This window comes from Streptomyces sp. NPDC051684 (assembly GCF_044453445.1).
Taxonomy (GTDB): Bacteria; Actinomycetota; Actinomycetes; order Streptomycetales; family Streptomycetaceae; genus Streptomyces.
On record NZ_JBITCS010000005.1, the window covers coordinates 48,645 to 69,637 of the forward strand.

A 20,993-nucleotide genomic window follows, 5' to 3' on the forward strand; every position below is an offset into this window, starting at 1 on the left:
TGCGATGCGGTACGCACACCACGGTAGTGCGTCGCGCCCCCGCGGGCCACCCTTTGTCGCGGTACCGGCTCAAGGCTTCCGCTCGTCCACGATCCGCTTGATCTTTCCCACCGAGCGCTCCAGGGTCTCCGGCTCGACGATCTCCACGGACACCGTCACGCCCACCCCGTCCTTCATCCCGGCGGCGATGGCGCGCGCCGCCGCCTCCCGCTCCCGCGGTGTCGCGTCGGGCCGGGCCTCGGCGCGCACCGTGAGCGCGTCCATGCGGCCCTCGCTGGTCAGGCGGAGCTGGAAGTGCGGCGCGACGCCCGGTGTGCGCAGCACGATCTCCTCGACCTGCGTCGGAAACAGGTTCACGCCCCGCAGGATCACCATGTCGTCGCTGCGCCCGGTGACCTTCTCCATGCGCCGGAAGGCGGGGCGTGCCGTGCCCGGCAGCAGCCGGGTCAGGTCCCGCGTCCGGTACCGGATCACCGGCATCGCCTCCTTGGTCAGCGAGGTGAACACCAGCTCGCCGTGCTCGCCGTCGGGCAGCACCTCACCCGTGACCGGGTCGACGACCTCCGGGAGGAACTGGTCCTCCCAGATGTGCAGCCCGTCCTTCGTCTCGACGCACTCCTGTGCCACGCCGGGACCCATGACCTCCGACAGGCCGTAGATGTCGACCGCGTCGATCCCCGCCCGCTCCTCGATCTCGCGCCGCATCTCCTCGGTCCACGGCTCGGCGCCGAAGATGCCGACCTTCAGGGAACTGGTGCGCGCGTCGACTCCCTGGCGCTCGAACTCGTCGAGGAGCGTGAGCATGTACGAGGGCGTCACCATGATGATCTCGGGCTTCAGGTCCTGGATCAGCCGCACCTGCCGCGAGGTCATGCCCCCCGACGCCGGAATCACCGTGCACCCGAGCCGCTCCGCCCCGTAGTGCGCGCCGAGTCCGCCGGTGAACAGGCCGTACCCGTACGCCACATGGACCTTGTGCCCCGGCCTGCCGCCCGCCGCCCGGATGGCTCGCGCCACCATGTCCGACCACATCGACAGGTCGGCCTCGGTGTACCCGACGACCGTCGGGACCCCGGTCGTGCCGCTCGACGCGTGCAGGCGCCGCACCTCGGACTGGTCCACGGCGAACATCCCGAAGGGATAGTTGTCCCGCAGGTCCGCCTTGGTCGTGAACGGGAAGCGTGCCAGGTCCGCCAGGGTGCGGCAGTCCTCGGACCGCACGCCCGCCTTGTCGAACGCCTCGCGGTAGAACGGCACCCGCTCGTACACCCGGTGCAGCGTCCCGCGCAGCCGCTCCAGCTGAAGCGCCCGCAGCTCCTCCGCGCCGAGCCGCTCGCCCTCGTCCCACCAGTCCGTCGCCGTCGACGCCATCGCACGCACTCCCGAAACTCCCGACCGATCATTCGGTTGTCCTGCTGTCGATCAGTAAGGCAAGGAGTGGCCGCGGTCGTCAAGACGTACGACGCGCCGGTTGCGTCGTCAGCGGCCGACAGGGGGCTCCCAGACGTACGGCGTGGTGGTCCCGAGCGCCACGAACCCCAGGCGTTCAAGGATCGGCCGGCTGTGCGCGGACGCGTCCACCTGGACGTACGCGAAGCCGTGCTCGGCCGCGATCCGGACGCGGAAGGCGACGAGCGAGCGGTAGATCCCGCGGCCTCGCCACTCCGGGACCGTCCCGCCGCCCCACAGGCTCGCGAAGGCCGTCCCCGGATGCAGCTCCATACGGGCGGCGCTCACCGGCTCGTCGCCGTGCAGCGCCACGACCGCGGGCACGGTGGCCGGGTCCTGCGCCAACTGGCCCCGCAACTGGTGGCCGATGGCCGAGCGGTCGGAGCCGAAGGCCCGCTCGTGCACCCGCTCGACCAGCTCGATCCGTGTCTCATCGGAGACCGGGAGCAGCCGGATCCCTTCCGGCGGTGCGGAGTCGACGGGCAGCGCGGCCGTCTCCGCGACGAGCAGCGTCTCCGTCGCCTCCGACACGAACCCGGCAGCCGTGAGCCGGTCGGGAAGGTCGGCCGGGCGGTCGTGCCCGTACGTCTTCCACTCGAAGGCCCGGCCGAGCCCGCCGAAGAAGCGGACCTGCTCGGCGATCGCGGCGTCGGCACCCCGCTCGTCGAGCTTCGACCACAGCACCCCGTTCCAGCCCGCCGCCGGGCCGATATGGCGCACCACGTCACCGACGTGCTCGACGCGCGCCCCGGTCTCGTCGGGGCGTGCCCCGCGCCGCAGTTGCTCGTCGAACAGGTCCCGTACCGCCGCATGATCCATGCGAGGAACTCCAGCACCGGGTGAGAGGCACGGCAACCGAAAATCCCTGCCGCGGACCAGAACACCCTTGCTATGGTGCGCCGATGACCACGATCAAGAAGGTTCAGATCACCTTCGACTGCGCCGAGCCCGTGCGGGTCGCCCGCTTCTGGTGCGAGGTGCTCGGATACGTCATGCCGCCCGGCGCCGACCAGGACGAGGCATGGTCCCTCGCCGCCGACCCCTCGGGTGAGGGGCCGCGGCTGTACTTCCAGCGCGTCCCCGAGGGGAAGGTCGTCAAGAACCGGGTTCATCTCGACGTGCGGGCCGGGACCGGGCTGGTCGGCGACGAGCGGCTCGCGGCGCTCGAAGCCGAGGCCGAGCGCCTCTACAAGCTCGGCGCCACGCATGTCCTGACGCAGCGCGCCGACGACGAGAACGAGTCGTGCATCACGTTGCAGGACATCGAGGGCAACGAGTTCTGCCTCGACTGAGCGCGTGACCTTCTGGGCCCGCGCTCCCGTCGCGGAGGGGGGTTATCCGTTCCCCTCCGCGGCCACCTGCCGCGCCCACCGGTAGTCCGCCTTCCCGCTCGGCGAACGCTGGATGGTGTCCGTCAGCACCAGCTGCCGGGGGATCTTGTAGCCGGCGAGATGGCTGCGGCAGTGCGTCTGCACGGTGTCCAGGGTCAGTGCGTCCGCGCCGTCCATGAGCTGGACGACCGCCGCCACATGGTTCCCCCACTTCTCGTCCGGCACACCGGCCACCAGCGCGTCGTAGATGTCCGGATGGGATTTGAGGGCCTGCTCGACCTCCTCCGGGTACACCTTCTCGCCGCCCGTGTTGATGCACTGCGAGCCGCGGCCCAGGACCGTGACGATGCCACCCTCGTCGACCGTCGCCATGTCACCGAGCAGCACCCAGCGCTCGTCACCCTTCTGGAAGAACGTCTCGGCGGTCTTCGCGGGGTCGTTGTAGTAGCCGAGCGGGACGTGCCCGCGCTGTGCGATCCGGCCCACCTCGCCCACCGCGACCGGCTCGTACGTCGTCGGATCCACCACCTGCGTACGGGAGTTGACCTGGACGTGGAAGCCGGCGCCCGCGCCGGACCCGGCCGTCGCCGTGCCGTTGAAGCCGGACTCGGACGAGCCGAAGTTGTTGAGCAGCATGGTGTTCGGGACCAGTTCCTGGAACTGGGCGCGCACCGTGTCCGACATGATCGCGCCCGAGGACGAGACACTGAACATCGACGAGCAGTCCGTGCCCTTCAGTGGCCCCTTGAGTGCGTCGATGAGCGGGCGCAGCATCGCGTCGCCGACCAGGGACATGCTCGTCACCTTCTCCTTCTCGATGGTGCGCAGCACCTCCTCCGGGGCGAACTTGCGGTGGATGACCACGCGCTGGCCGAAGTTGAAGCCGATGAACGCCGTGAGCGTCGAGGTGCCGTGCATCAGCGGGGGAGTGGGGAAGAACGTGATGCCGTCACCGCCTGCCGCCACCCGCTCGGCCAGCTCCTCGGGCCGTGACACCGGCTCGCCCGTGGGGGCGCCGCCGCCCAACCCTGCGAAGAACAGGTCTTCCTGACGCCACATCACACCCTTGGGCATGCCTGTCGTGCCGCCTGTGTAGATGATGAACTGGTCGTCGGGGGAGCGCGGCGGGAAGCCGCGTTCGGCGGAGGACTGTCCGGTCGCCTCCTCGAAGTCCACCGCCTTCAGCGGTGGCGCGTCCGCCTCGGGGGCGCCCACCCGCACCAGGTGGCGCAGCTTCTCGGCGCGCGGCAGCGCCGCCGCCACGCGCGGTGTGAACTCCGTGTCGAAGACGAGTGCCGCGAGATCGGCGTCCTGGTAGAGGTAGGCCAACTCCTCCTCCACGTAACGGTAGTTCACGTTCACCGGGACGACCCGCGCCTTGACGCAGCCGAGCGCCGTCTGCAGGTACTCGATGCCGTTGTAGAGGTGCATGCCCAGGTGTTCACCGGGGCGCAGTCCGGCCGCGATCAGGTGGTGTGCGACCCGGTTGGCCGCCGCGTCCAGCTGGGCGTACGTGAGCCGGCGCTCCGCGCCCGTACCGGGGTGATCCACGTAGACGAGCGCCTCGCGGTCAGGGACCACGTCGACGACCGACTCGAACAGGTCGGCAAGGTTGTACTCCACCGCGCTCCTCCTGATCCAGGCCACATCTCCTCTTGGAGCGTCATCAGAACAGAACGGGGAGTAAGGGGGAAGGGGCTCCGCACAAGAAAACTGACTGAGTGTCAGAAAACTCTTGAACTGGCACGTGCGCTACTGCAACCTGTTCCAGGTCCGAGGCTGCGGCTGACTGGAGGACCCCTCATGGGTGGGACCGAACATCTCGACGTCCGGCGCGAGGGCGCCACGCTCGTACTCACGCTCAACAGGCCCGAGGCCAAGAACGCGCTGTCACTGCCGATGCTCGTCGGCCTCTACGACGGGTGGCTGGAGGCCGACGCGGACGACTCGATCCGCTCCATCGTGCTCACCGGGGCGGGTGGTGTGTTCTGCGCCGGCATGGACCTCAAGGCGCTCGCGGGCAAGGGGATGGAGGGCGAGCACTACCGGGACCGGCTCAAGGCCGACCCCGATCTGCACTGGAAGGCGATGCTGCGCCACCACCGGCCGCGCAAGCCCGTCGTCGCCGCGGTCGAGGGACACTGCGTCGCGGGCGGCACCGAGATCCTCCAGGGCACGGACATCCGGGTGGCGGGGGAGTCGGCGACGTTCGGGCTCTTCGAGGTCAAGCGCGGCCTGTTCCCCATCGGCGGCTCGACGGTCCGGCTGCCGCGCCAGGTGCCCCGTACCCACGCCCTGGAGATGCTGCTGACCGGGCGGCCCTACCCGGCGCCCGAGGCCGCAGCCATCGGCCTCGTCGGACGCGTGGTGCCCGACGGCGCCGCGCTCGATGCTGCCCTGGAGATCGCCGAACAGATCAACGCCTGCGGCCCGTTGGCCGTCGAAGCGGTCAAGGCATCCGTGTACGAGACCGCCGAGATGACCGAAACGGACGGTCTCGCCTCGGAGTTGAAGCGCGGCTGGCCCATCTTCGACACCGCCGACGCGAAGGAAGGCGCCCGCGCCTTCGCGGAGAAGCGGCCCGCCGAGTTTCGGCGTGCATGAGGCCCGCGACCGCGCCGTCCCGTCCCGTACGCCCATCCGTCAAGGAGGCCTCATGACATCTACCGCCCAACCAGAGGTGCTGCGCGCGCCGTTGGTCGTGGAGTTCCCGTTCACCCGCTCCCTCGGCCCCGTCCAGTCCGCCTTCCTCAGCGGTCTGCGCGACCGCACGGTCCTCGGTGTGCGGACCGGCGACGGGAAGGTCATGGTGCCACCCGTCGAGTACGACCCGGTGACCGCAGAGGAGATCCGCGACCTCGTCGAGGTCGGCGCCACCGGAACCGTCACCACCTGGTCCTGGAACCCCGAGGCGCGGCGCGGCCAGCCCCTCGGCACCTCCTTCGCCTGGGTCCTCGTCAAGCTGGACGGCGCGGACACTGCCCTGCTGCACGCCCTCGACGTTCCCGGCCCCGACGCCGTGCACTCCGGCATGCGCGTTCGCGTCCGCTGGGCCGAGGAGCGTGAGGGCGCCATCACCGACATCGCGTGCTTCGAACCGTACGACGGCGACGACACGCCCTCCCAACTCGTCCCGCACAACGGCGAGTTCGAGGACGCCGTCACCGGCATCGTCGCCCCCGCCCGCCTCGACTACACCTACAGCCCCGGCGGCGCCCAGACCCGCTACATCAACGCCCTCGCCGACAACCGCACCGTCGGCGAACGCTGCCCCTCCTGCCACAAGGTCTACATCCCGCCCCGCGGCGCCTGCCCGACCTGCGGCGTCGCCACCACCGACCAGGTGGAGGTCGGCCCCGGCGGCACCGTCACCACGTACTGCATCGTGAACATCAAGGCGAAGAACCTCGACATCGAAGTCCCCTACGTCTACGCCCACATCGCCCTCGACGGCGCCGACCTCGCCCTGCACGGCCGCATCGGCGGCATCCCGTACGACCAGGTGCGGATGGGGCTGCGCGTCGAACCCGTGTGGACGGAGGGCGGACGCTACCCGGACCACTACCGGCCCACCGGTGAACCCGACGCCGATTACGAGACGTACAAGGAGATGATCTGATGCGGCCGCCGATCCGGGACATCGCCGTCGTCGCCTTCGGGCAGACCGACCACACACGTACCTCCGACGAACAGTCGGAGGTCGAGATGCTGATGCCCGTCCTGCACCAGGTCCTCGCCAGCACCGGCCTGAAGACCAGTGACATCGGGTTCACCTGCTCGGGATCGAGCGACTACCTCGCCGGGCGCGCCTTCTCCTTCACCATGGCGCTCGACGGCGTCGGCGCCTGGCCGCCGATCTCCGAGTCGCACGTCGAGATGGACGGCGCCTGGGCCCTGTACGAGGCGTGGACCAAACTCCTCACCGGCGAGGCCGACACCGCGCTCGTCTACTCGTACGGCAAGTCCTCACCGGGCTCCGTCCGTGACGTCCTGACGCGCCAGCTCGACCCGTACTACGTCGCCCCGCTGTGGCCCGACTCCGTCGCGCTCGCCGCCCTCCAGGCGCAGGCGCTGATCGACGAGGGGCACACGGACGAGCCCGCGCTCGCCGGGGTCGCCGCCCGCAGCCGCAAGTCCGCCACCGGAAATCCGCACGCCCAACTGCGCGGGAACGTCCCGCACGGCGATTACGTCGTAAATCCGCTGCGCACCGGGGACTGCCCGCCGATCGGGGACGGCGCCGCCGCCGTGATCCTCGCCGCGGGCGACCGCGCCAGGGAGCTGTGCGAGCGACCCGCGTGGATCCGCGGCATCGACCACCGCATCGAGGCTCACAGCCTCGGGGTGCGCGACCTCACCGACTCGCCCTCCACGCGGCTCGCCGCCGAGAAGGCCGGCGCCTTCGAACGGCCCGTGGACACCGCCGAGTTGCACGCCCCGTTCACCTCGCAGGAGGTCGTCCTGCGCCGCGCGCTGGACCTCGGGGACGAGGTCGACATCAACCCGTCCGGGGGCGCGCTCGCCGCCAACCCGGTGATGGCCGCCGGGCTCATCCGTATCGGCGAGGCCGCCGCCCGCATCCACGGCGGGAACTCGCGGCGCGCGCTCGCCCACGCCACCTCCGGGCCCTGCCTCCAGCAGAACCTGGTCGCCGTACTCGAAGGGGAGGACCAGTGATGAGCAAGGCAGTCGCCAAGGAGCCGGTGGCGGTCGTCGGGATCGGGCAGACCAAGCACGTCGCCGCCCGCCGGGACGTCTCGATCGCCGGACTCGTCCGCGAAGCGGCCCAACGTGCCCTGGAAGACGCCGAGTTGACCTGGGCCGACATCGACGCCGTCGTCATCGGCAAGGCGCCCGACTTCTTCGAGGGCGTCATGATGCCGGAGCTGTACCTCGCGGACGCGCTCGGCGCCGTCGGCAAGCCGATGATGCGCGTGCACACCGCCGGATCCGTCGGAGGCTCCACCGCGCTCGTCGCCTCGAACCTCGTCGCGGGCCGCGTCCACGGCACCGTACTCACCCTCGCCTTCGAAAAGCAGTCGGAATCCAACGCCATGTGGGGGCTCTCGCTGCCCATCCCGTTCCAGCAGCCGCTGCTGGCCGGGGCCGGCGGCTTCTTCGCACCGCACGTGCGCGCGTACATGCGGCGCACCGGCGCTCCCGACGGCGTCGGCTCCCTCGTCGCCTACAAGGACCGCCGCAACGCCCTCAAGAACCCCTACGCCCACCTCCACGAGCACGACATCACCCTGGAGAAGGTCCAGGCGTCCCCCATGTTGTGGGACCCGGTCCGCTACTCCGAGACCTGCCCCTCCTCCGACGGCGCCTGCGCGATGATCCTCACCGACCGGGCGGGAGCGGCGCGCTCGTCGAAGCCGCCCGCCTGGATGCACGGCGGCGCCATGCGCAGCGAGCCGACCCTCTTCGCGGGCAAGGACTTCGTCTCCCCGCAGGCCGGCAAGGACTGCGCCGCCGACGTGTACCGGCAGGCGGGCATCGCCGACCCGCGCCGCGAGATCGACGCCGTCGAGATGTACGTGCCGTTCTCCTGGTACGAGCCGATGTGGCTGGAGAACCTCGGGTTCGCGGACGAGGGCGAGGGCTGGAAACTCACCGAGTCCGGCGTCACGGAGCTCGACGGCGACCTCCCCGTCAACATGTCGGGCGGCGTCCTGTCCACCAACCCCATCGGAGCCTCCGGCATGATCCGCTTCGCCGAGGCCGCCCTCCAGGTGCGCGGGCAGGCCGGAGAGCACCAGGTGGACGGCGCGCGAAAGGTCCTCGGGCACGCTTACGGAGGCGGCTCGCAGTTCTTCTCCATGTGGCTCGTCGGCGCCGAACCACCCACCGGATGAACGCGCGTTGACCTTCATCCCCTTCGCGGCCTGTGCGCGGCACGGACCGATCGCTAGGCTGGCGCACGGACGACGAACCGGGAGGAGCACGGACGTGGCCGAGAGCACCATCGACCAGCACCCGCTCATGGGGTGGCAGAAGCCGGACCTGGACCTCAGCAAGGCGGACTGGCGGTCCAGCAGCGGGGGCCAGGGCGATGTCCAGATCGCCTTCGTCGAAGGCTTCATCGCGATGCGCAACGGCGGACACCCAGAGAGCCCGTCCCTGATCTTCACGCCGGCCGAGTGGGGGGCGTTCGTGAGCGGTGCCCGAGAGGGCGAGTTCGACCTCACGTAGTCGTTTCACGGCTCTTTGTTCACGCAGTTCCGACGCGGGACGAACGCCCCTGTCCTGTGGCCCCCGCATTTGCGAGCCTGGCCACAGGAACAGCCGGTCAATGAGGGCGCGGCGACGCGCCCAGTGTCGGAGGCGAAGAGATCATGCCCAACCCGCACCAGCAGCCCGTCCTCGCCGCGGTCGACGGCTCCGACGACAGCCTCCGCGCCCTGGAATGGGCGCTCGCCGAGGCGGACCGGCGCGGCGCCGAGCTGCGCGTCGTACATGTACGCCAGTACGCGCCGTTCCTCCAGGCCGAAGTGCTCGTGGCGGACTTCGACGAGGAGCCGGAGAACGACACCGTCCTCGCGGAGCTGCGCAAGGACCTGGAGGGGCGCGAGGGGCTGCCGCCGCTCGAGTTCATCAGCCGCGCCGGGCTCCCGGCCGTGGTGCTGTCCGAGATGAGCACCGAGGCCCAACTCCTGGTCGTCGGCTCGCGCGGGCGCGGCGGCTTCGCCGGCCTGGTGCTCGGCTCGAACAGCGTGTCGGCGGCGCGTGACGCCGTGTGCCCGGTCGTCGTGGTGCCGAGGCCCGACCGCGAGGTGCACGGCGACGCGGCGGCGCCGGGGCCGCGCGTCGTGGTCGGCCTCAAGGCGGACGCGCCGGACCACGCGACCCTCGCGTTCGCGTTCGAGCACGCGGCCGGCGCGGGTGTCCGGCTGCAGGTCGTCGTCGCGTATCCGTGGCCGGTCCTGGCCTGGACGGCGTACGGGGACTTCACGCCCACGGCCGTCGACCAGGAGGCGACGGAGCGCGACACGCTTCGAGTGGCCGATGAGACCCTCGCGGAACTCCGTGACTCTCACCCTAAAGTCGAGGTTGAGATTTTGGTGGTGCCGGGCGACGCGGCGGGCCATCTCGTCGAGCAGTCGAGGGGCGCGGAGCTGGTTGTCGTCGGCCGCCACCGCCGCCGCTTCACCCGCCCTGCCGCGATGCTCGGCTCGGTCACGCACGCGGCGCTGCTGCACGCCGCGAGCCCCGTCGCGGTGGTCCCGCCGGACGCGGACTGAGCCCTTCAGCGCAGAACGACGCAGCCCCGCCCGGCCAGCGCGTCGAACAGGCCGGGCGCGAGGCACAGGTCGTTCCAGCGCAGATCGAGCTTCTCCAGGCAGGGCAGCTTCACCACCCACTCCGGTACCTCGCGCAGCTGGTTGCCGCGCAGGTCGAGCCGGCGCAGGCGCGGGAGTCCGCGCAGCGCGTCGGGCACGGCGGTGAACGCGTTGTCCCGCAGCTCCATCTCCCGCAGCTCGGCCAGCTCCGCCACGGACGCGGGCAGCTCGGACAGCCGATTCCCCCGCAGCCACAGCTCCCGGAGTGCGGTGAGCCCGCCGATGCCGTCCGGCAGTGCGTCGAGCCGGTTGTGCTGGGCGCGCAGCTCCACCAGTCCGGTCATGGCACCGAGCGTGGAATGCAGCGCCGTGAGCCGGTTCTCGCCGACATTCAGATACGCGAGCCGGTCGAGAGAGCCGAGTGCCTCCGGCAGCTCGGTGAGCCGGTTGTCGTGCAGATACAGGAACCGGCTCAGACCGGTGAGGTCGCCGAGCTCCGCCGGGACCGAGGTGAGCCGGTTGTGCCCGAGGTCCAGGGTGTGCAGGCCGGTCAGTGTGCCGATGCGCTCGGACAGGTGTGCGAGCCGATTGTCGGCGAGCAGCAGCACCCGCAGCTCGGGATGGCGCCACACCTCATCGGGTACGGCGTCCAGATCGCCCCGCCAGTAGTCGAGCACCCTCACGGTCATGGACGCGTACCTTAGCGCCACCGGAATCCGCACGGTTTTCGTACCGAGAATGGCGCATCACGCTCCGGCGGGGGCGCCCCGGCGTACGCTGAGGTCCCTGGAAACCGTGGTGCGCGACCGTGCCGCGGGTGGGGGTGCGCCATGGTGCGGAGCGATGGCAGGGGCCGGCGGCGGCTGTTCGAGCGGGACAGCGAACTCGCCGTCGTGGACGCGGTGTTGAACGAGCTGACCGGAATCCCGCGGGACGGCGGCGAGCCACCGGACCGGCCGCACGGCGCGCTGCTCGCCGTCGCCGCGACCGCCGGACTCGGCAAGACCAGCCTCCTCGCGGAAGTCCGCCGCAGGGCCGCAGCCAAAGGCTGCACCGTCCTGTACGCCCGCGGCGGCGACCAGGAGCAGGGCGTCGCCTTCCACGTCGCGCGCCAGCTGCTCCAGCCGCGCCTCGCGGGCGCCTCCGAAGCCGACCTGCACGCCACACTCGGCAGTTGGTACGCGATCGTGGGCCCCGCCCTCGGCCTGTGCGCCCCCACCGAAGGCGCACCACCCGACCCGCAGGGCTTGCGCGACGGCCTCGACTGGGTGCTCACCCACCTCGCCGTGCAACAAGCCCCCATGGTCCTCGTCCTCGACGACGCCCACTGGGCCGACCCGGAGTCCCTGAGCTGGCTCGCCGCCTTCGCCCCGCGCGCCGAGGAACTGCCGCTGCTGCTCGTCGTCGCCTACCGGCCCGAGGAACTCCCGGACCACGCGGAGGCCCTGCGCGGCCTGCCCGGCCGCTCGGGCCGGCGCGCCCTCGGACTCGAACCCCTCAGCGCCTCCGCCATCGCCGGACTCGTCCGCGAATCCCTCGGCGGCCACGCCGACGACGCGTTCTGCCGCGAATGCTGGGCCGTCACCGCAGGCAACCCCTTCGAGGCGGTCGAGCTCACCGCGAAGGTCCGCGACCGCGGCCTCGTCCCCACCGAGAACGGCGCCCACCTGCTGCGCGACCTCGCCGCCGCCGCGAAGGGCAGCGGCCTCGTCGCCCGCATCGAACGACTCGGCACCTCCACCGTCCGCTTCGCCTGGGCCTGCGCCGTCCTCGGCACCGAGATCGCACCCGAACTCGCCGCGAACGTCGCCGGGTTGGGATCGGAGGAGGCCGCCGACGCCACCGACCGGCTCAGGGCGGCGCGCGTGCTCAAGGGCGCGGACTCGCTCGAGTTCGTCCACCCGCTGATCGCCACCGCCGTCTACCGCGCCATCCCCGGCGCCATCCGCGTCGCCCTGCACGGACAGGCCGCCTGGACCGTCCTCGACGCGGGCCTCGGCCCCTGCGCCGCCGCCCGGCACCTCCTGGAGACCCACCCCGAGGGCGATCCGTGGGTCGTACGACAGTTGCGCGCCGCCGCGGCCGAGACCATCCGCGCGGGCGCCCCCGACGCCTCCCGCCGCTACCTCGCCCGCGCCCTGCGCGAACCCCCGGCCTTCGACGACCGCGCCGCCGTCCTCTACGAACTCGGCAGCGCCTCCCTGCTCACCGAGCCCGCCACCACCGTCAACCACCTGCGCGCCGCCCTCGAGGAACCCATCACCGACCCGGCCCTGCGGCACGGCATCGTTTACCGGCTCTCCCAGGTCCTCGCCCACACCGACCGCCTCGCCGAGGCATCCGAGACCCTCGCCCGCGAGATCCGCCTGACCGACGACCCCCGCGTACGGCTGCGCATGCAGGCCGAACAGTTCATGTGGGACGCCTTCCGCGCCGACGAACCCGACTCCCCTGCCCGCTCCCGGCGCCTCGCGAAACTCGCCGACCGGCTCACCGGTCGCGACCTCACCGAGCGCTATCTCATCGGCCTGCGGACCTGGGACGCCACCCTGCGCGGCGAGCCCGCCGACACGGTGATCCAGCACGCCGAGCGCGCGCTCGCCGGCGGACTGCGCTGGGCCGCCGACGAGGACCGCGGCTTCGAGGTCCCCGTCCTCGTCGCCATGGCCTTCCTCTACGCCGACCGGCCGGGCCGCACCGAGGAACTCTTCGTCGAGGGCATCGCCGACTTCGAACAGGCGGGCTGGCGCGGCGCCCACCTCTCCTTCGCGTACACCCTGCTCGGCTACATCCGCTACCGGCGCGGCCGGCTCGCCGAGGCCGAGGACTTCGTCCGCGCGGGCCTGCGCCTCGCCCGACGCGTCGGACCCGGCACCCCCGCCCACTGGTACGCCGTCGGCACCCTCGTCGAGGTGCTGCTCGCGCGCGGGCGTGCCCCCGAGGCCGAGCAGGTCGCGCAGGAGCACGCCTTCGGCCAGCCCTTCCCGGCCGCCGTCGTCTTCCCCGACGCACAGACCGTGTACGGCGAACTCCTCCTCGCGCTCGGCCGCACCGAGGACGCCGCCGAGGAGCTCGCCGCGGCGGGCCGCCGCCTCGACCCGCGCGGCATGCGCAATCCCGCCTGGTGCCCCTGGCAGCTGCACCTCGCCCGCGCCGAGGCCTCCGACGCGCCCGAGCGGGCCCGGGCCCTCGCCGAGGCCGCCGTCGAACGCGCCCGGCACTACGGGGCGCCGTCCGCCGTGGGCCAGGCCCTGCGCACGCTGGCCGAGGTATCCACCGGCGCCGAGCGCGCCAAGCTCTTGGAGGAGTCGGTCGCCCACCTGGAGCGCTCACCCGCGGGCTACGAGCTGGCCTGCTCGCTCGTCGCCCTCGGCGCGGAACTGCGCCGCAAGGGCCGCGCCAAGGAGGCGGCCGACCACCTCTACCGGGGGCTCGACGCGGCCGTCGGCTGCGGAGCCGACGGACTCGCCCAGCAGGCCCGCGACGAGCTGGCCGCGGCGGGACTGCGACCGCGCCCCCTGCACGGCGCCGTCACGGACACCCTCACCGCGCGGGAGCGGGCGGCGGCACGGTGCGCCGCCCGCGGCCTGTGCCCGCAGGAGGTCGCGCGGGAGCTGCGCGTGGACGAGTCCACGGTGGTGCGCCTCCTGTCCTCGGCCTACCGCAAGCTGGGCACGGACGTGAAGGGGCTGGCGGCTGCGCTGGGGGAGTAACAGCCGCCGCAGCTGCGCAAACCCCGACGCCGGGCGACGCCGCGCGCGACGTACTATGGAGCGCATGTCCTTCCTCCGCCGCCGCGCTGCGACCCCCGCGGGTCCCGACTTCGACGTCCTGGCCATGGATCCGGGCGACTGGCCGGGCAACCTGGGCGCCGGTCTGCTGCCCGCCCCCGACGGAACCTGCCAGGGTGTGTTCCTGCGCTACGACCTGTTCGGCGGCCGCGGCCCCGCGATGGTCATCGGCAACCTGCCCGAGGGCTCCCCGGCCCGCGAGGTCGGCGAGGGCGAGATCCCCTTCGAGGTCGCCCAGCTCCTGGTGGCGCTCGAGAACGACGAGGAAGTCACCGTCACCGACGTGGAGGACGTCCCGGTGATGCAGGGCGACAACCTCCTCGTGGTGCGCCGCCTGAAGCTCTCCGAGACGCGGATCTCCTGCGTCCAGTTCGACCGCAGCGACAACGTTCTGGTGACCATCGCGTCCTGGGACCGCCCGATCACGGACGACCTGTACGCGCTGCTCAAGCCGCTGCCGGCGGAGCTCTTCCAGCAGGGCTGAGCAGCACGACACATCAGCCGATCGACGGACCTACGACACCGTCGACGGGAGCACCCGCACATCCGCCGCCCGCACCCACGCGACGCGGTGCCCGAACTGGATCTCGTAGTACACGTCCTTGCCCTTGACCACCTTGTGCGACGAGGTGTCGAAGGTGGGGGAGTAGAAGTACTCGCCCCTGGTCGTCCCGCCCGTCGCATAGCGCTGGCCCGACAGCAGCTTGTACGGCAGCGGTGAGATCGCCTGCGGCGTCATCCCCGACGGGTAGGCCTCCTTCTCCGGGTAGGCCCGCCCGTACACCGGAACCTCGCTCGCGCCCGGCTTCGGCGTCACCACAAGTCCCTTGGCGGGAACGGCGGTCGGCTGCGCGGACGGGTTCTTGAACCAGGCCTTCTGGCCCAGGTACCAGATGGCCGTCCAGTCGCCCTCACGGCCCGCGACCGCGTACTGCTGGCCCGCCGAGACCCGCGACGCCATGTCGTTGACGTCGATCGTCGAGGGCTCGCCACCCGGGCGAAGGCCGATGTCCTTGATCAGCGGAGCGTCCTCACTGGGCTCCGAGTACAGGCGCACGGCGCTCGAACCGTGCGGCGCGCAGGCCACACCCGCCTTCTCGCAGCCCGTGAACTCCGGCCGGTTCTCGTCGAATTCGGGGGCGACCGTCACGAGACCGCCCTTCGGCCCGGCCGTCTGGTGGAACGGCTTGCCCATCAGGGCGAAGTAGTGCGACCAGTCCCAGTACGGGCCCGGGTCCGTGTGCATCGACGTGATCGTCGACGTCGTCGGGCCCGGCACCGTGTCATGGCCCAGGATGTGCTGCCGGTCCAGCGGGATGCCGTACTTCTTCGACAGGTACTTCACCAGGCGCGAGGACGACCGGTACATCTCCTCCGTGTACCAGGAGTCCGGCTGCGCGAGGAAGCCCTCGTGCTCCAGGCCGATCGACTTCGCGTTGACGTACCAGTTGCCCGCGTGCCAGCCGACGTCCTTGTTCTTGATGGACTGCACGATGTGCCCGTCCGTCGAACGCAGCGAGTAGTGCCACGCCAGATACGTCTTGTCCTGGACCAGCTTGAGCGTCTGCTCCCACGTCGCCTCCGTGTCATGGATGACGATGTAGTCGATGCTCTGGTCCTTCGGACGGTCCGCGAGATCGTGATTGCCGTAGTCGCCGTCGCCGAACTCCTCGTACGGCGCCGGGATCCACTCGCACGACACCGTCTTCGGGCACTCGGTCCCGCCCGCGTCCGCCTTGCGCAGGCCCATCTTCTCGATCTGCGCGGCCTGCGGCTCGGCGTCGGGCCGGGCGCGCAGGGTGACCTCCTGGCCGGCGTCCGTGGTGCGCCGCTCGCCGTCTCGGATCACCGCGAAGACATCGTTCGCGTACGTGCCCGCCGTCGCCGCGTCGTCCGCGCCGGAGAACGCCGCGACCGCCGCGTACCAGTCGGCGGGCCGGTCGCTGAGCGGCTTGCCGAGCTTCTTCTGGGCGGCCGCGAGGAGGGCGGCGCCGCCGCGAACGTTCGCCGCCGCGTCGGTGCGCAGCTGCTGCGCCGACACACCGGCGAGCTTCGCCGCCCGGGGCAACGTCCGCAGCCGCTCCGGGAGTTTGCTGTTCTCCGGCACGGCCTGGGAAGCCTTGAGCGGGGACCGGGAGTCGTCGCCGCGCGGGTCGCCCGCCGCCTCGCTGCGCCGCGTCGCGTTCGCGAGCGCCGCGCGCGCGTCCGTGAGGTGCATGGGGCCGTAGCCACCGGTGACGCTGGGCGCCCCGTCGTGCGCGTCCCACCGCGACTGCAGATACGACACCCCGAGGAGCACGCTCTGCGGCACCTTGTACTCGGCGGCCGCCGCGGCGAAAGCGTCCTGCAGCCGGGCCGAGGAGGCCCCGGACGAGGCCTCCGGAGGGGCGGCGCCGAGCAGCGGCACCAGCAGCGCCGCCACCGCGACGGTGCCGCCGGCCGTCCGGGCGCCGAGCGCGCGCCTGTTGCGTCTGCCGATGAGGGAGCGGGTCGACCGGTGCAATGGTGCCTCCAGGGGAGCACGGGGGAACGGATGGGAGCGCGGGACCTGCGGGCCGATGGTGGGTCAGTGCTATCGGCTCGCCGACGATCCGTCAATCATGCGTCGCGCAGGGTTGATTCCCCTGGATTTCCCAAGTCAACAGGCGTGTGCGGAGCTTTCGCCGATGGTGGTGCGGTCGCCTGCGGCGCGTCAGTGGTGTGAACCAATGAGTGCCCGCACACGAAGATCCGCGGTGCGCCCTGCTTCTTTCGGGCGCCCCGCGGATCTTCGTCCCCGTCAGCGAGTGCCGACTGCCGCTCGCACCGCCTTGCGGGCCATATTGCAGTCGTCGTGCAGACGGCGCAGCAACAGCCGCTGCTCCTCACCGGACGGCGCAGCACCGGGATGGGCCTGAACCGACGGTGCCGCCGGGGTCTGTTCGTGCAGGGAACGCTGCACGGCCGTCTCGTACGTGCGGATCTCCCGCGTCAGTACGAGCATCAGGTTGACCAGGAACGCGTCGCGGGAGGCCGGGCCACCGGACTGCGCGAGCTGGCTGATCTGCCGCCGCGCCACCGGGGCGTCGCCGAGCACCGACCAGAGCGTCGCCAGGTCGTAGCCCGGCAGGTACCAGCCCGCGTGCTCCCAGTCCACGAGCACCGGACCGGTGGGCGCGAGCAGCACGTTCGACAGCAGGGCGTCGCCGTGACAGAACTGGCCCATCCCGCCGCGGCCCGCGGTGTGCGCGATCCCGTGCAGCAGCTTCTGCAGGTCCCCCATGTCCCGGTCGGTGAGCAGACCCAGGTCGTGGAAGCGGTTGATGCGTGCCGCGTAGTCGAGGGGCGCGTCGAAGGTGCCCGCCGGCGGCCGCCACTGGTTGACCCGGCAGATCGCGCCGAGCGCCGCGCGCACGTCCGCCCTCGGCGGAGCCTCGGCCGGGTGGCGCTGCAGGGCCGCCACCCGGCCGGGCATCCGCTCGATCACCAGCGTGCCGTTGTCGGGGTCCGCGGCGATGAGCCGGGGCACCCGCACCGGGGGCCGGTGTCGGACGAACGAGCGGTATGCGGCTATCTCGTGCCGGATCCGCGCGGTGTAGGCGGGCGCGTGATCCAGTAAACACTTCGCGACGGCGGTGCTGCGCCCTGTCGTACCGACGAGGAGCACGGAGCGCGGGGAACGGCGCAACACCTGCACCGGATGGAACTCCGGGCAGATCCGGTGCACCGACGCGATCGCCGTGCGCAGCTGGGCGCCCTGGGGGCCGGACAAGTCGAGTCTCCCGCTGAGCGGTTGCGTGCCGATCCCCGGGGCGCGACGCGGCCGGGCGATGCCGTTCAGCGTCGGTGCCGCGGGCCGCGCGGGGTCGAGGTACGGGCCGCTCCCGCCGACCGCCGGACGGGCGGGGCGCAGCGGCCGGGGCGGGGCGGACACGGAGGACGATGCTGCGTACATGGGCGAAACAGATCCCTTCGTGTGCCAGTGAATTGCGGCGCCGTCCCGGCCCGGCCGATTCGGTACACCCTGGGGAATGCCCTGCGGCGACCGGGTCGGGGTGGCGCACTCCTACCTGACACCAGGCGTCCAAGAGCACAACAGCTGGCGCACCCTGGCGAACCCTGGCGAATAGTCGCCCTGCAACTGACAGGGGGCTACTGTCAATTTCAGCCGAGAACCTGGGGGCTTACGTGAACGGACAACCCAACACCCGCCTGAACGACCTGTTCGGCCTGGCCGGCTGGTCCAAGGGCGAACTCGCGAGACTGGTCAACCGGCAGGCCGCGGCCATGGGCCACGCGCAGCTGGCGACCGACACCTCGCGGGTGCGGCGGTGGATCGACATGGGAGAGATCCCGCGCGATCCGGTGCCCAGGGTGCTGGCGGCGCTGTTCACCGAGCGACTCGGTCGTGTCGTGACCATCGAGGACCTCGGTCTCGTCCGACACGGGCGCGTAGGGAAACGGCAAGGCGGCGGCCCGGAGGAAGCGGGCCCCGACGGAGTGCCGTGGGCGCCCGAGCGGACAGCGGCGGTCCTCACCGAATTCACGGGAATGGACCTCATGCTCAACCGACGCGGCTTGGTGGGCGCGGGCGCCGCGCTCGCCGCAGGCTCCGCACTCAGCAGCGCCATGCACGACTGGCTCCACACCGATCCGGCCCTCGTGGCCGACGCCCCCAGGACCGACGATCCACTGTCCTCTCCGGCCAACGCCGACGCGGCCGGGTTCGACCGTTACGAAGCGGCCCCCATCGGGTCGCAGGAGATCGAGGAACTGGAGCGCTCGGTCGAGGTGTTCCGGGCCTGGGACGCCTCCCGCGGCGGCGGGTTGCAGCGCAAGGCGGTCGTGGGCCAGCTCAACGAAGTCGGCGGAATGCTCTCCTACCGCCACCCCGACCATCTGCAGCGGCGCCTGTGGGGCGTCGCCGCCAATCTCGCCGTCCTCGCGGGCTGGATGTCCCACGACGTCGGCCTGGAACCCACGGCCCAGAAGTACTTCGTCATCGCCGCGCACGCCGCGCGCGAAGGCGGGGACCGGCCGCGGGCCGGCGAGGCCCTGTCGAGGGCCGCCCGCCAGAAGATCCACCTCGGGGCGCCCGGCGAGGCGCTCGACCTGATGAAGCTCGCCAAGTCAGGCTCCGGCGACCAGGTGTTGCCGCGTACGAAGGCGATGCTCTACACCATCGAGGCCTGGGCGCAGGCGTCCCTGGGCAAGGGCCAGGCGATGCGCCGCACGCTCGGTCAGGCGGAGGAGCTCTTCGTCTCCGACAGGGGCGACGTACCGCCGCCGACCTGGATGCAGATGTTCGACGAGGCGGATCTGCACGGCATGCAGGCCCTGGCCTACCGCACGCTCGCCGAGCACGACCCGTCCGCCGCGGTCATCGCGCAGCGGCACGCCCAGGAGGCCCTCGCGCTGCGCGCGGGCGGCCGCGACCGCTCGAAGATCTTCGACCATCTGTCGATGGCCTCGGCCTGCTTCATCGCCGACGACCCCGAACAGGCGGACAGGTACGCGCGGTTGGCGCTCAACTCGATGGGCTCCAACTCCTCGCACCGCACCTGGGACCGGCTGCGCGAGATGTACCGGCTCACCGGTCACTACGCGGACTACCCGAAGATCGACGACCTGCGTCAGGAGATCAAGCTGGCGCTGCCGAGGTCGACGGGGAAGCGCATCCAGGCGTAGCAGCGAATCCAGGCACGACGGCCGGAGGTCCCGGCCGCAGGCAGCACGCGTACGCCGTCAGGAACCGATCCTGGCGACGAGAACACAGGCGTCGTCCTCACGCTCGCCCCGACCGAACTCGTCCTGGAGCACCCGCACGCAGTCCTGTGCGTCACGGGCCGCGGTGAGCGGCTCGGCCAGCGCGAGCAGTCGGCCGGCGGCGGTCGAGCCACGCTGTGGCACGAGTCCGTCCGTGTGCAGGAGCAGCAGGTCCCCGGCGCGCAGGGGCTCTTCGGCCTGTCCGTAGTCGGCTCCGGAGGTGGCACCGAGGAGGACGCCGTCGGGTGGCGTGAGCGCACGCCCCGTCCCGTCGCGGAACAGCAGCGGGGCGGGGTGTCCCGCCTGCGCCCACGCCAGTGTGCGGGCCGCCGGATCGTACCGGCAGCACAGGGCGCTGCCGAGCGCGGGCTGCCCGGAGGAGTCGAGGAGGTGGTTCAGGGAGCCGAGCAGCTCGCCGGGCGGGGTGTCGCACATCGCCATGCCGCGCACCGCGCCGAGCAGCATCGCCATGCCGGACGTGACGGCCACGCCGTGCCCGGTGAGGTCGCCGACGGTCAACAGGGTGCGGCCGCCCGGCAGTTCGAGCGCGTCGTACCAGTCACCGCCGACAAGGTTGCCGACGGAGGAGGGGAAGTAGCGGGCGGCCAGATCGAGGCCGCCGGGACCGCTGTGCGGGAGCCGCAGGGAGCCACGCCACGGCGGTAGCACGGCTTCCTGCAGCTCGACCGCGAGCCGGTGCTCGGTCTGCGCGATGTGCCGCTGGCGCTGGAGCGAGTCACGGGTCTCGCTCACCGCGCGTTGGCTGCGGCGCAGTTCACTGACGTCGCGTACGACGGCCCACATGGAGGCGGTCGCACCATCGGCGTCGAGCACGGGCTCGCCCATCATGTGCACGGTGCGCGCGGAGCCGTCCGGGCGCACGACACGGAACTCCCCGTCGATCGGCTTGCCGTCGATCAGGCAGTCGGTGACCATCGCGGTGAGCTTCGGCTGGTCGTCGGCGTGCACCAGGGCGGGCAGCTCGTCGAGCGTCAGCGCCGGTGCGCCGGGGTCCCTGCCGAGGATCTGGTACAGCTCGCCGGACCAGGTGGCCTCATCGGTCAGCAGATTCCATTCGGCGCTGCCGACCCGGCTCAGCAGCGAGCCGGGCGGCGGTGTCGCGGTGACGCGCTGGGCCGGCAGGCCGGCGAGCGGGTCGGGACCCTCCCGCAGCTGCGCCAAGTGCCGGTCGAGATCGCTGAGTTGGTGTACTGCCAGCTCGTACAGGGCGCGCTGCCAGCGGGACTCGGGGTTCGTCTCGTCCGTCATCACCGATTCGCGGCGCACCGCGTCGACGTCGCCCAGGAGGCGACGCGTCTGCGAGATCAGCGCGTCGACGGCGCCACGCTCCGGCGGTTGGCCGGCGGGGCGGTCCGCGAAGGCATGGGGCGGCATGA

General features: G+C 71.7%; 17 protein-coding genes. 10 read left to right on the plus strand and 7 right to left on the minus strand.

The genetic code is table 11. The features are described 5' to 3' along the window. Window positions 1-69 precede the first annotated feature (69 nt). Both paaK and ACIA8D_RS07860 read right to left on the minus strand, forming a co-directional pair. The gene (paaK, locus tag ACIA8D_RS07855; protein WP_399229760.1) at window positions 70-1,371 is read right to left on the minus strand and encodes a phenylacetate--CoA ligase PaaK; all 1,302 of its coding nucleotides are present in this window, start codon (window positions 1,369-1,371) and stop codon (window positions 70-72) included. A 108-nt stretch (window positions 1,372-1,479) separates the two neighbouring features. Beyond that, window positions 1,480-2,268 carry a GNAT family N-acetyltransferase gene (locus ACIA8D_RS07860; protein WP_399229761.1) on the minus strand — a complete coding sequence of 263 codons (789 nt, stop codon included), beginning with the start codon at window positions 2,266-2,268 and terminating at the stop codon, window positions 1,480-1,482. Window positions 2,269-2,351: 83 nt separating this feature from the next. Here ACIA8D_RS07860 and ACIA8D_RS07865 point away from each other — a divergent pair, with 83 nt between their 5' ends. Further along, window positions 2,352-2,741, plus strand: a complete 390-nt coding sequence (locus tag ACIA8D_RS07865) for a VOC family protein (protein WP_399229762.1) — start codon at window positions 2,352-2,354, stop codon at window positions 2,739-2,741. A 42-nt stretch (window positions 2,742-2,783) separates the two neighbouring features. Here the strand turns inward: ACIA8D_RS07865 and ACIA8D_RS07870 are convergent, their stop codons facing one another. After that, window positions 2,784-4,403, minus strand: coding sequence for an acyl-CoA synthetase (locus ACIA8D_RS07870; RefSeq protein ID WP_399229764.1), 1,620 nt, complete (start codon window positions 4,401-4,403; stop codon window positions 2,784-2,786). Window positions 4,404-4,583: 180 nt separating this feature from the next. On the opposite strand from ACIA8D_RS07870, the gene ACIA8D_RS07875 reads away from it, so the two are divergent. The 6 genes from ACIA8D_RS07875 to ACIA8D_RS07900 all read left to right on the plus strand — a co-directional run bounded on the left by ACIA8D_RS07875 (window position 4,584) and on the right by ACIA8D_RS07900 (window position 10,021). After that, complete coding sequence (locus tag ACIA8D_RS07875) at window positions 4,584-5,384, plus strand: crotonase/enoyl-CoA hydratase family protein (RefSeq protein ID WP_399229766.1); 801 nt, start codon at window positions 4,584-4,586, stop codon at window positions 5,382-5,384. Window positions 5,385-5,436: 52 nt separating this feature from the next. After that, on the plus strand, window positions 5,437-6,399 hold the full coding sequence (locus tag ACIA8D_RS07880) for a Zn-ribbon domain-containing OB-fold protein (RefSeq protein ID WP_399229767.1): 963 nt from the start codon (window positions 5,437-5,439) through the stop codon (window positions 6,397-6,399). Beyond that, the gene (locus ACIA8D_RS07885; protein WP_399229769.1) at window positions 6,399-7,457 is read left to right on the plus strand and encodes a thiolase domain-containing protein; all 1,059 of its coding nucleotides are present in this window, start codon (window positions 6,399-6,401) and stop codon (window positions 7,455-7,457) included. Before ACIA8D_RS07880 ends, ACIA8D_RS07885 begins: the two co-directional genes overlap by 1 nt. Then, window positions 7,457-8,635, plus strand: a complete 1,179-nt coding sequence (locus tag ACIA8D_RS07890) for a thiolase domain-containing protein (RefSeq protein ID WP_399229771.1) — start codon at window positions 7,457-7,459, stop codon at window positions 8,633-8,635. The genes ACIA8D_RS07885 and ACIA8D_RS07890 overlap by 1 nt, the downstream gene beginning before the upstream one ends. Before the next feature lie 94 nt (window positions 8,636-8,729). Continuing rightward, complete coding sequence (locus tag ACIA8D_RS07895; protein ID WP_327658884.1) at window positions 8,730-8,972, plus strand: DUF397 domain-containing protein; 243 nt, start codon at window positions 8,730-8,732, stop codon at window positions 8,970-8,972. 143 nt (window positions 8,973-9,115) lie between these two features. After that, on the plus strand, window positions 9,116-10,021 hold the full coding sequence (locus ACIA8D_RS07900; RefSeq protein ID WP_399229774.1) for a universal stress protein: 906 nt from the start codon (window positions 9,116-9,118) through the stop codon (window positions 10,019-10,021). A 5-nt stretch (window positions 10,022-10,026) separates the two neighbouring features. On the opposite strand, the gene ACIA8D_RS07905 is transcribed toward ACIA8D_RS07900, so the two are convergent. Beyond that, window positions 10,027-10,749 (minus strand): leucine-rich repeat domain-containing protein, encoded by a 723-nt coding sequence (locus tag ACIA8D_RS07905; protein ID WP_399229776.1) that lies wholly within the window; start codon window positions 10,747-10,749, stop codon window positions 10,027-10,029. A 141-nt stretch (window positions 10,750-10,890) separates the two neighbouring features. Here ACIA8D_RS07905 and ACIA8D_RS07910 point away from each other — a divergent pair, with 141 nt between their 5' ends. Further along, window positions 10,891-13,773, plus strand: coding sequence for an ATP-binding protein (locus ACIA8D_RS07910; protein WP_399229778.1), 2,883 nt, complete (start codon window positions 10,891-10,893; stop codon window positions 13,771-13,773). Window positions 13,774-13,837: 64 nt separating this feature from the next. Next, on the plus strand, window positions 13,838-14,335 hold the full coding sequence (locus ACIA8D_RS07915; protein ID WP_306319468.1) for a hypothetical protein: 498 nt from the start codon (window positions 13,838-13,840) through the stop codon (window positions 14,333-14,335). A 30-nt stretch (window positions 14,336-14,365) separates the two neighbouring features. Here the strand turns inward: ACIA8D_RS07915 and ACIA8D_RS07920 are convergent, their stop codons facing one another. Beyond that, the gene (locus tag ACIA8D_RS07920; RefSeq protein WP_399230182.1) at window positions 14,366-16,330 is read right to left on the minus strand and encodes an N-acetylmuramoyl-L-alanine amidase; all 1,965 of its coding nucleotides are present in this window, start codon (window positions 16,328-16,330) and stop codon (window positions 14,366-14,368) included. A gap of 300 nt (window positions 16,331-16,630) precedes the next feature. After that, window positions 16,631-17,785, minus strand: coding sequence for an aminoglycoside phosphotransferase family protein (locus ACIA8D_RS07925; protein WP_399229780.1), 1,155 nt, complete (start codon window positions 17,783-17,785; stop codon window positions 16,631-16,633). Between the two features lie 233 nt (window positions 17,786-18,018). Here ACIA8D_RS07925 and ACIA8D_RS07930 point away from each other — a divergent pair, with 233 nt between their 5' ends. Then, the gene (locus tag ACIA8D_RS07930) at window positions 18,019-19,518 is read left to right on the plus strand and encodes a hypothetical protein (protein WP_399229782.1); all 1,500 of its coding nucleotides are present in this window, start codon (window positions 18,019-18,021) and stop codon (window positions 19,516-19,518) included. Between the two features lie 57 nt (window positions 19,519-19,575). Here the strand turns inward: ACIA8D_RS07930 and ACIA8D_RS07935 are convergent, their stop codons facing one another. Continuing rightward, window positions 19,576-20,991, minus strand: coding sequence for a PP2C family protein-serine/threonine phosphatase (locus ACIA8D_RS07935; RefSeq protein ID WP_399229784.1), 1,416 nt, complete (start codon window positions 20,989-20,991; stop codon window positions 19,576-19,578). Window positions 20,992-20,993 lie beyond the last annotated feature (2 nt).

What these genes read in the sequence shown, in the direction of transcription:
- paaK (WP_399229760.1), bottom strand. Translation starts at nt 1,371, where the DNA reads ATGGCGTCGACGGCGACGGACTGGTGGGACGAGGGCGAGCGGCTCGGC.
- ACIA8D_RS07860 (WP_399229761.1), bottom strand. Translation starts at nt 2,268, where the DNA reads ATGGATCATGCGGCGGTACGGGACCTGTTCGACGAGCAACTGCGGCGC.
- ACIA8D_RS07865 (WP_399229762.1), top strand. Translation starts at nt 2,352, where the DNA reads ATGACCACGATCAAGAAGGTTCAGATCACCTTCGACTGCGCCGAGCCC.
- ACIA8D_RS07875 (WP_399229766.1), top strand. Translation starts at nt 4,584, where the DNA reads ATGGGTGGGACCGAACATCTCGACGTCCGGCGCGAGGGCGCCACGCTC.
- ACIA8D_RS07880 (WP_399229767.1), top strand. Translation starts at nt 5,437, where the DNA reads ATGACATCTACCGCCCAACCAGAGGTGCTGCGCGCGCCGTTGGTCGTG.
- ACIA8D_RS07885 (WP_399229769.1), top strand. Translation starts at nt 6,399, where the DNA reads ATGCGGCCGCCGATCCGGGACATCGCCGTCGTCGCCTTCGGGCAGACC.
- ACIA8D_RS07890 (WP_399229771.1), top strand. Translation starts at nt 7,457, where the DNA reads ATGAGCAAGGCAGTCGCCAAGGAGCCGGTGGCGGTCGTCGGGATCGGG.
- ACIA8D_RS07900 (WP_399229774.1), top strand. Translation starts at nt 9,116, where the DNA reads ATGCCCAACCCGCACCAGCAGCCCGTCCTCGCCGCGGTCGACGGCTCC.
- ACIA8D_RS07905 (WP_399229776.1), bottom strand. Translation starts at nt 10,749, where the DNA reads ATGACCGTGAGGGTGCTCGACTACTGGCGGGGCGATCTGGACGCCGTA.
- ACIA8D_RS07910 (WP_399229778.1), top strand. Translation starts at nt 10,891, where the DNA reads ATGGTGCGGAGCGATGGCAGGGGCCGGCGGCGGCTGTTCGAGCGGGAC.
- ACIA8D_RS07915 (WP_306319468.1), top strand. Translation starts at nt 13,838, where the DNA reads ATGTCCTTCCTCCGCCGCCGCGCTGCGACCCCCGCGGGTCCCGACTTC.
- ACIA8D_RS07925 (WP_399229780.1), bottom strand. Translation starts at nt 17,785, where the DNA reads ATGTACGCAGCATCGTCCTCCGTGTCCGCCCCGCCCCGGCCGCTGCGC.
- ACIA8D_RS07935 (WP_399229784.1), bottom strand. Translation starts at nt 20,991, where the DNA reads ATGCCGCCCCATGCCTTCGCGGACCGCCCCGCCGGCCAACCGCCGGAG.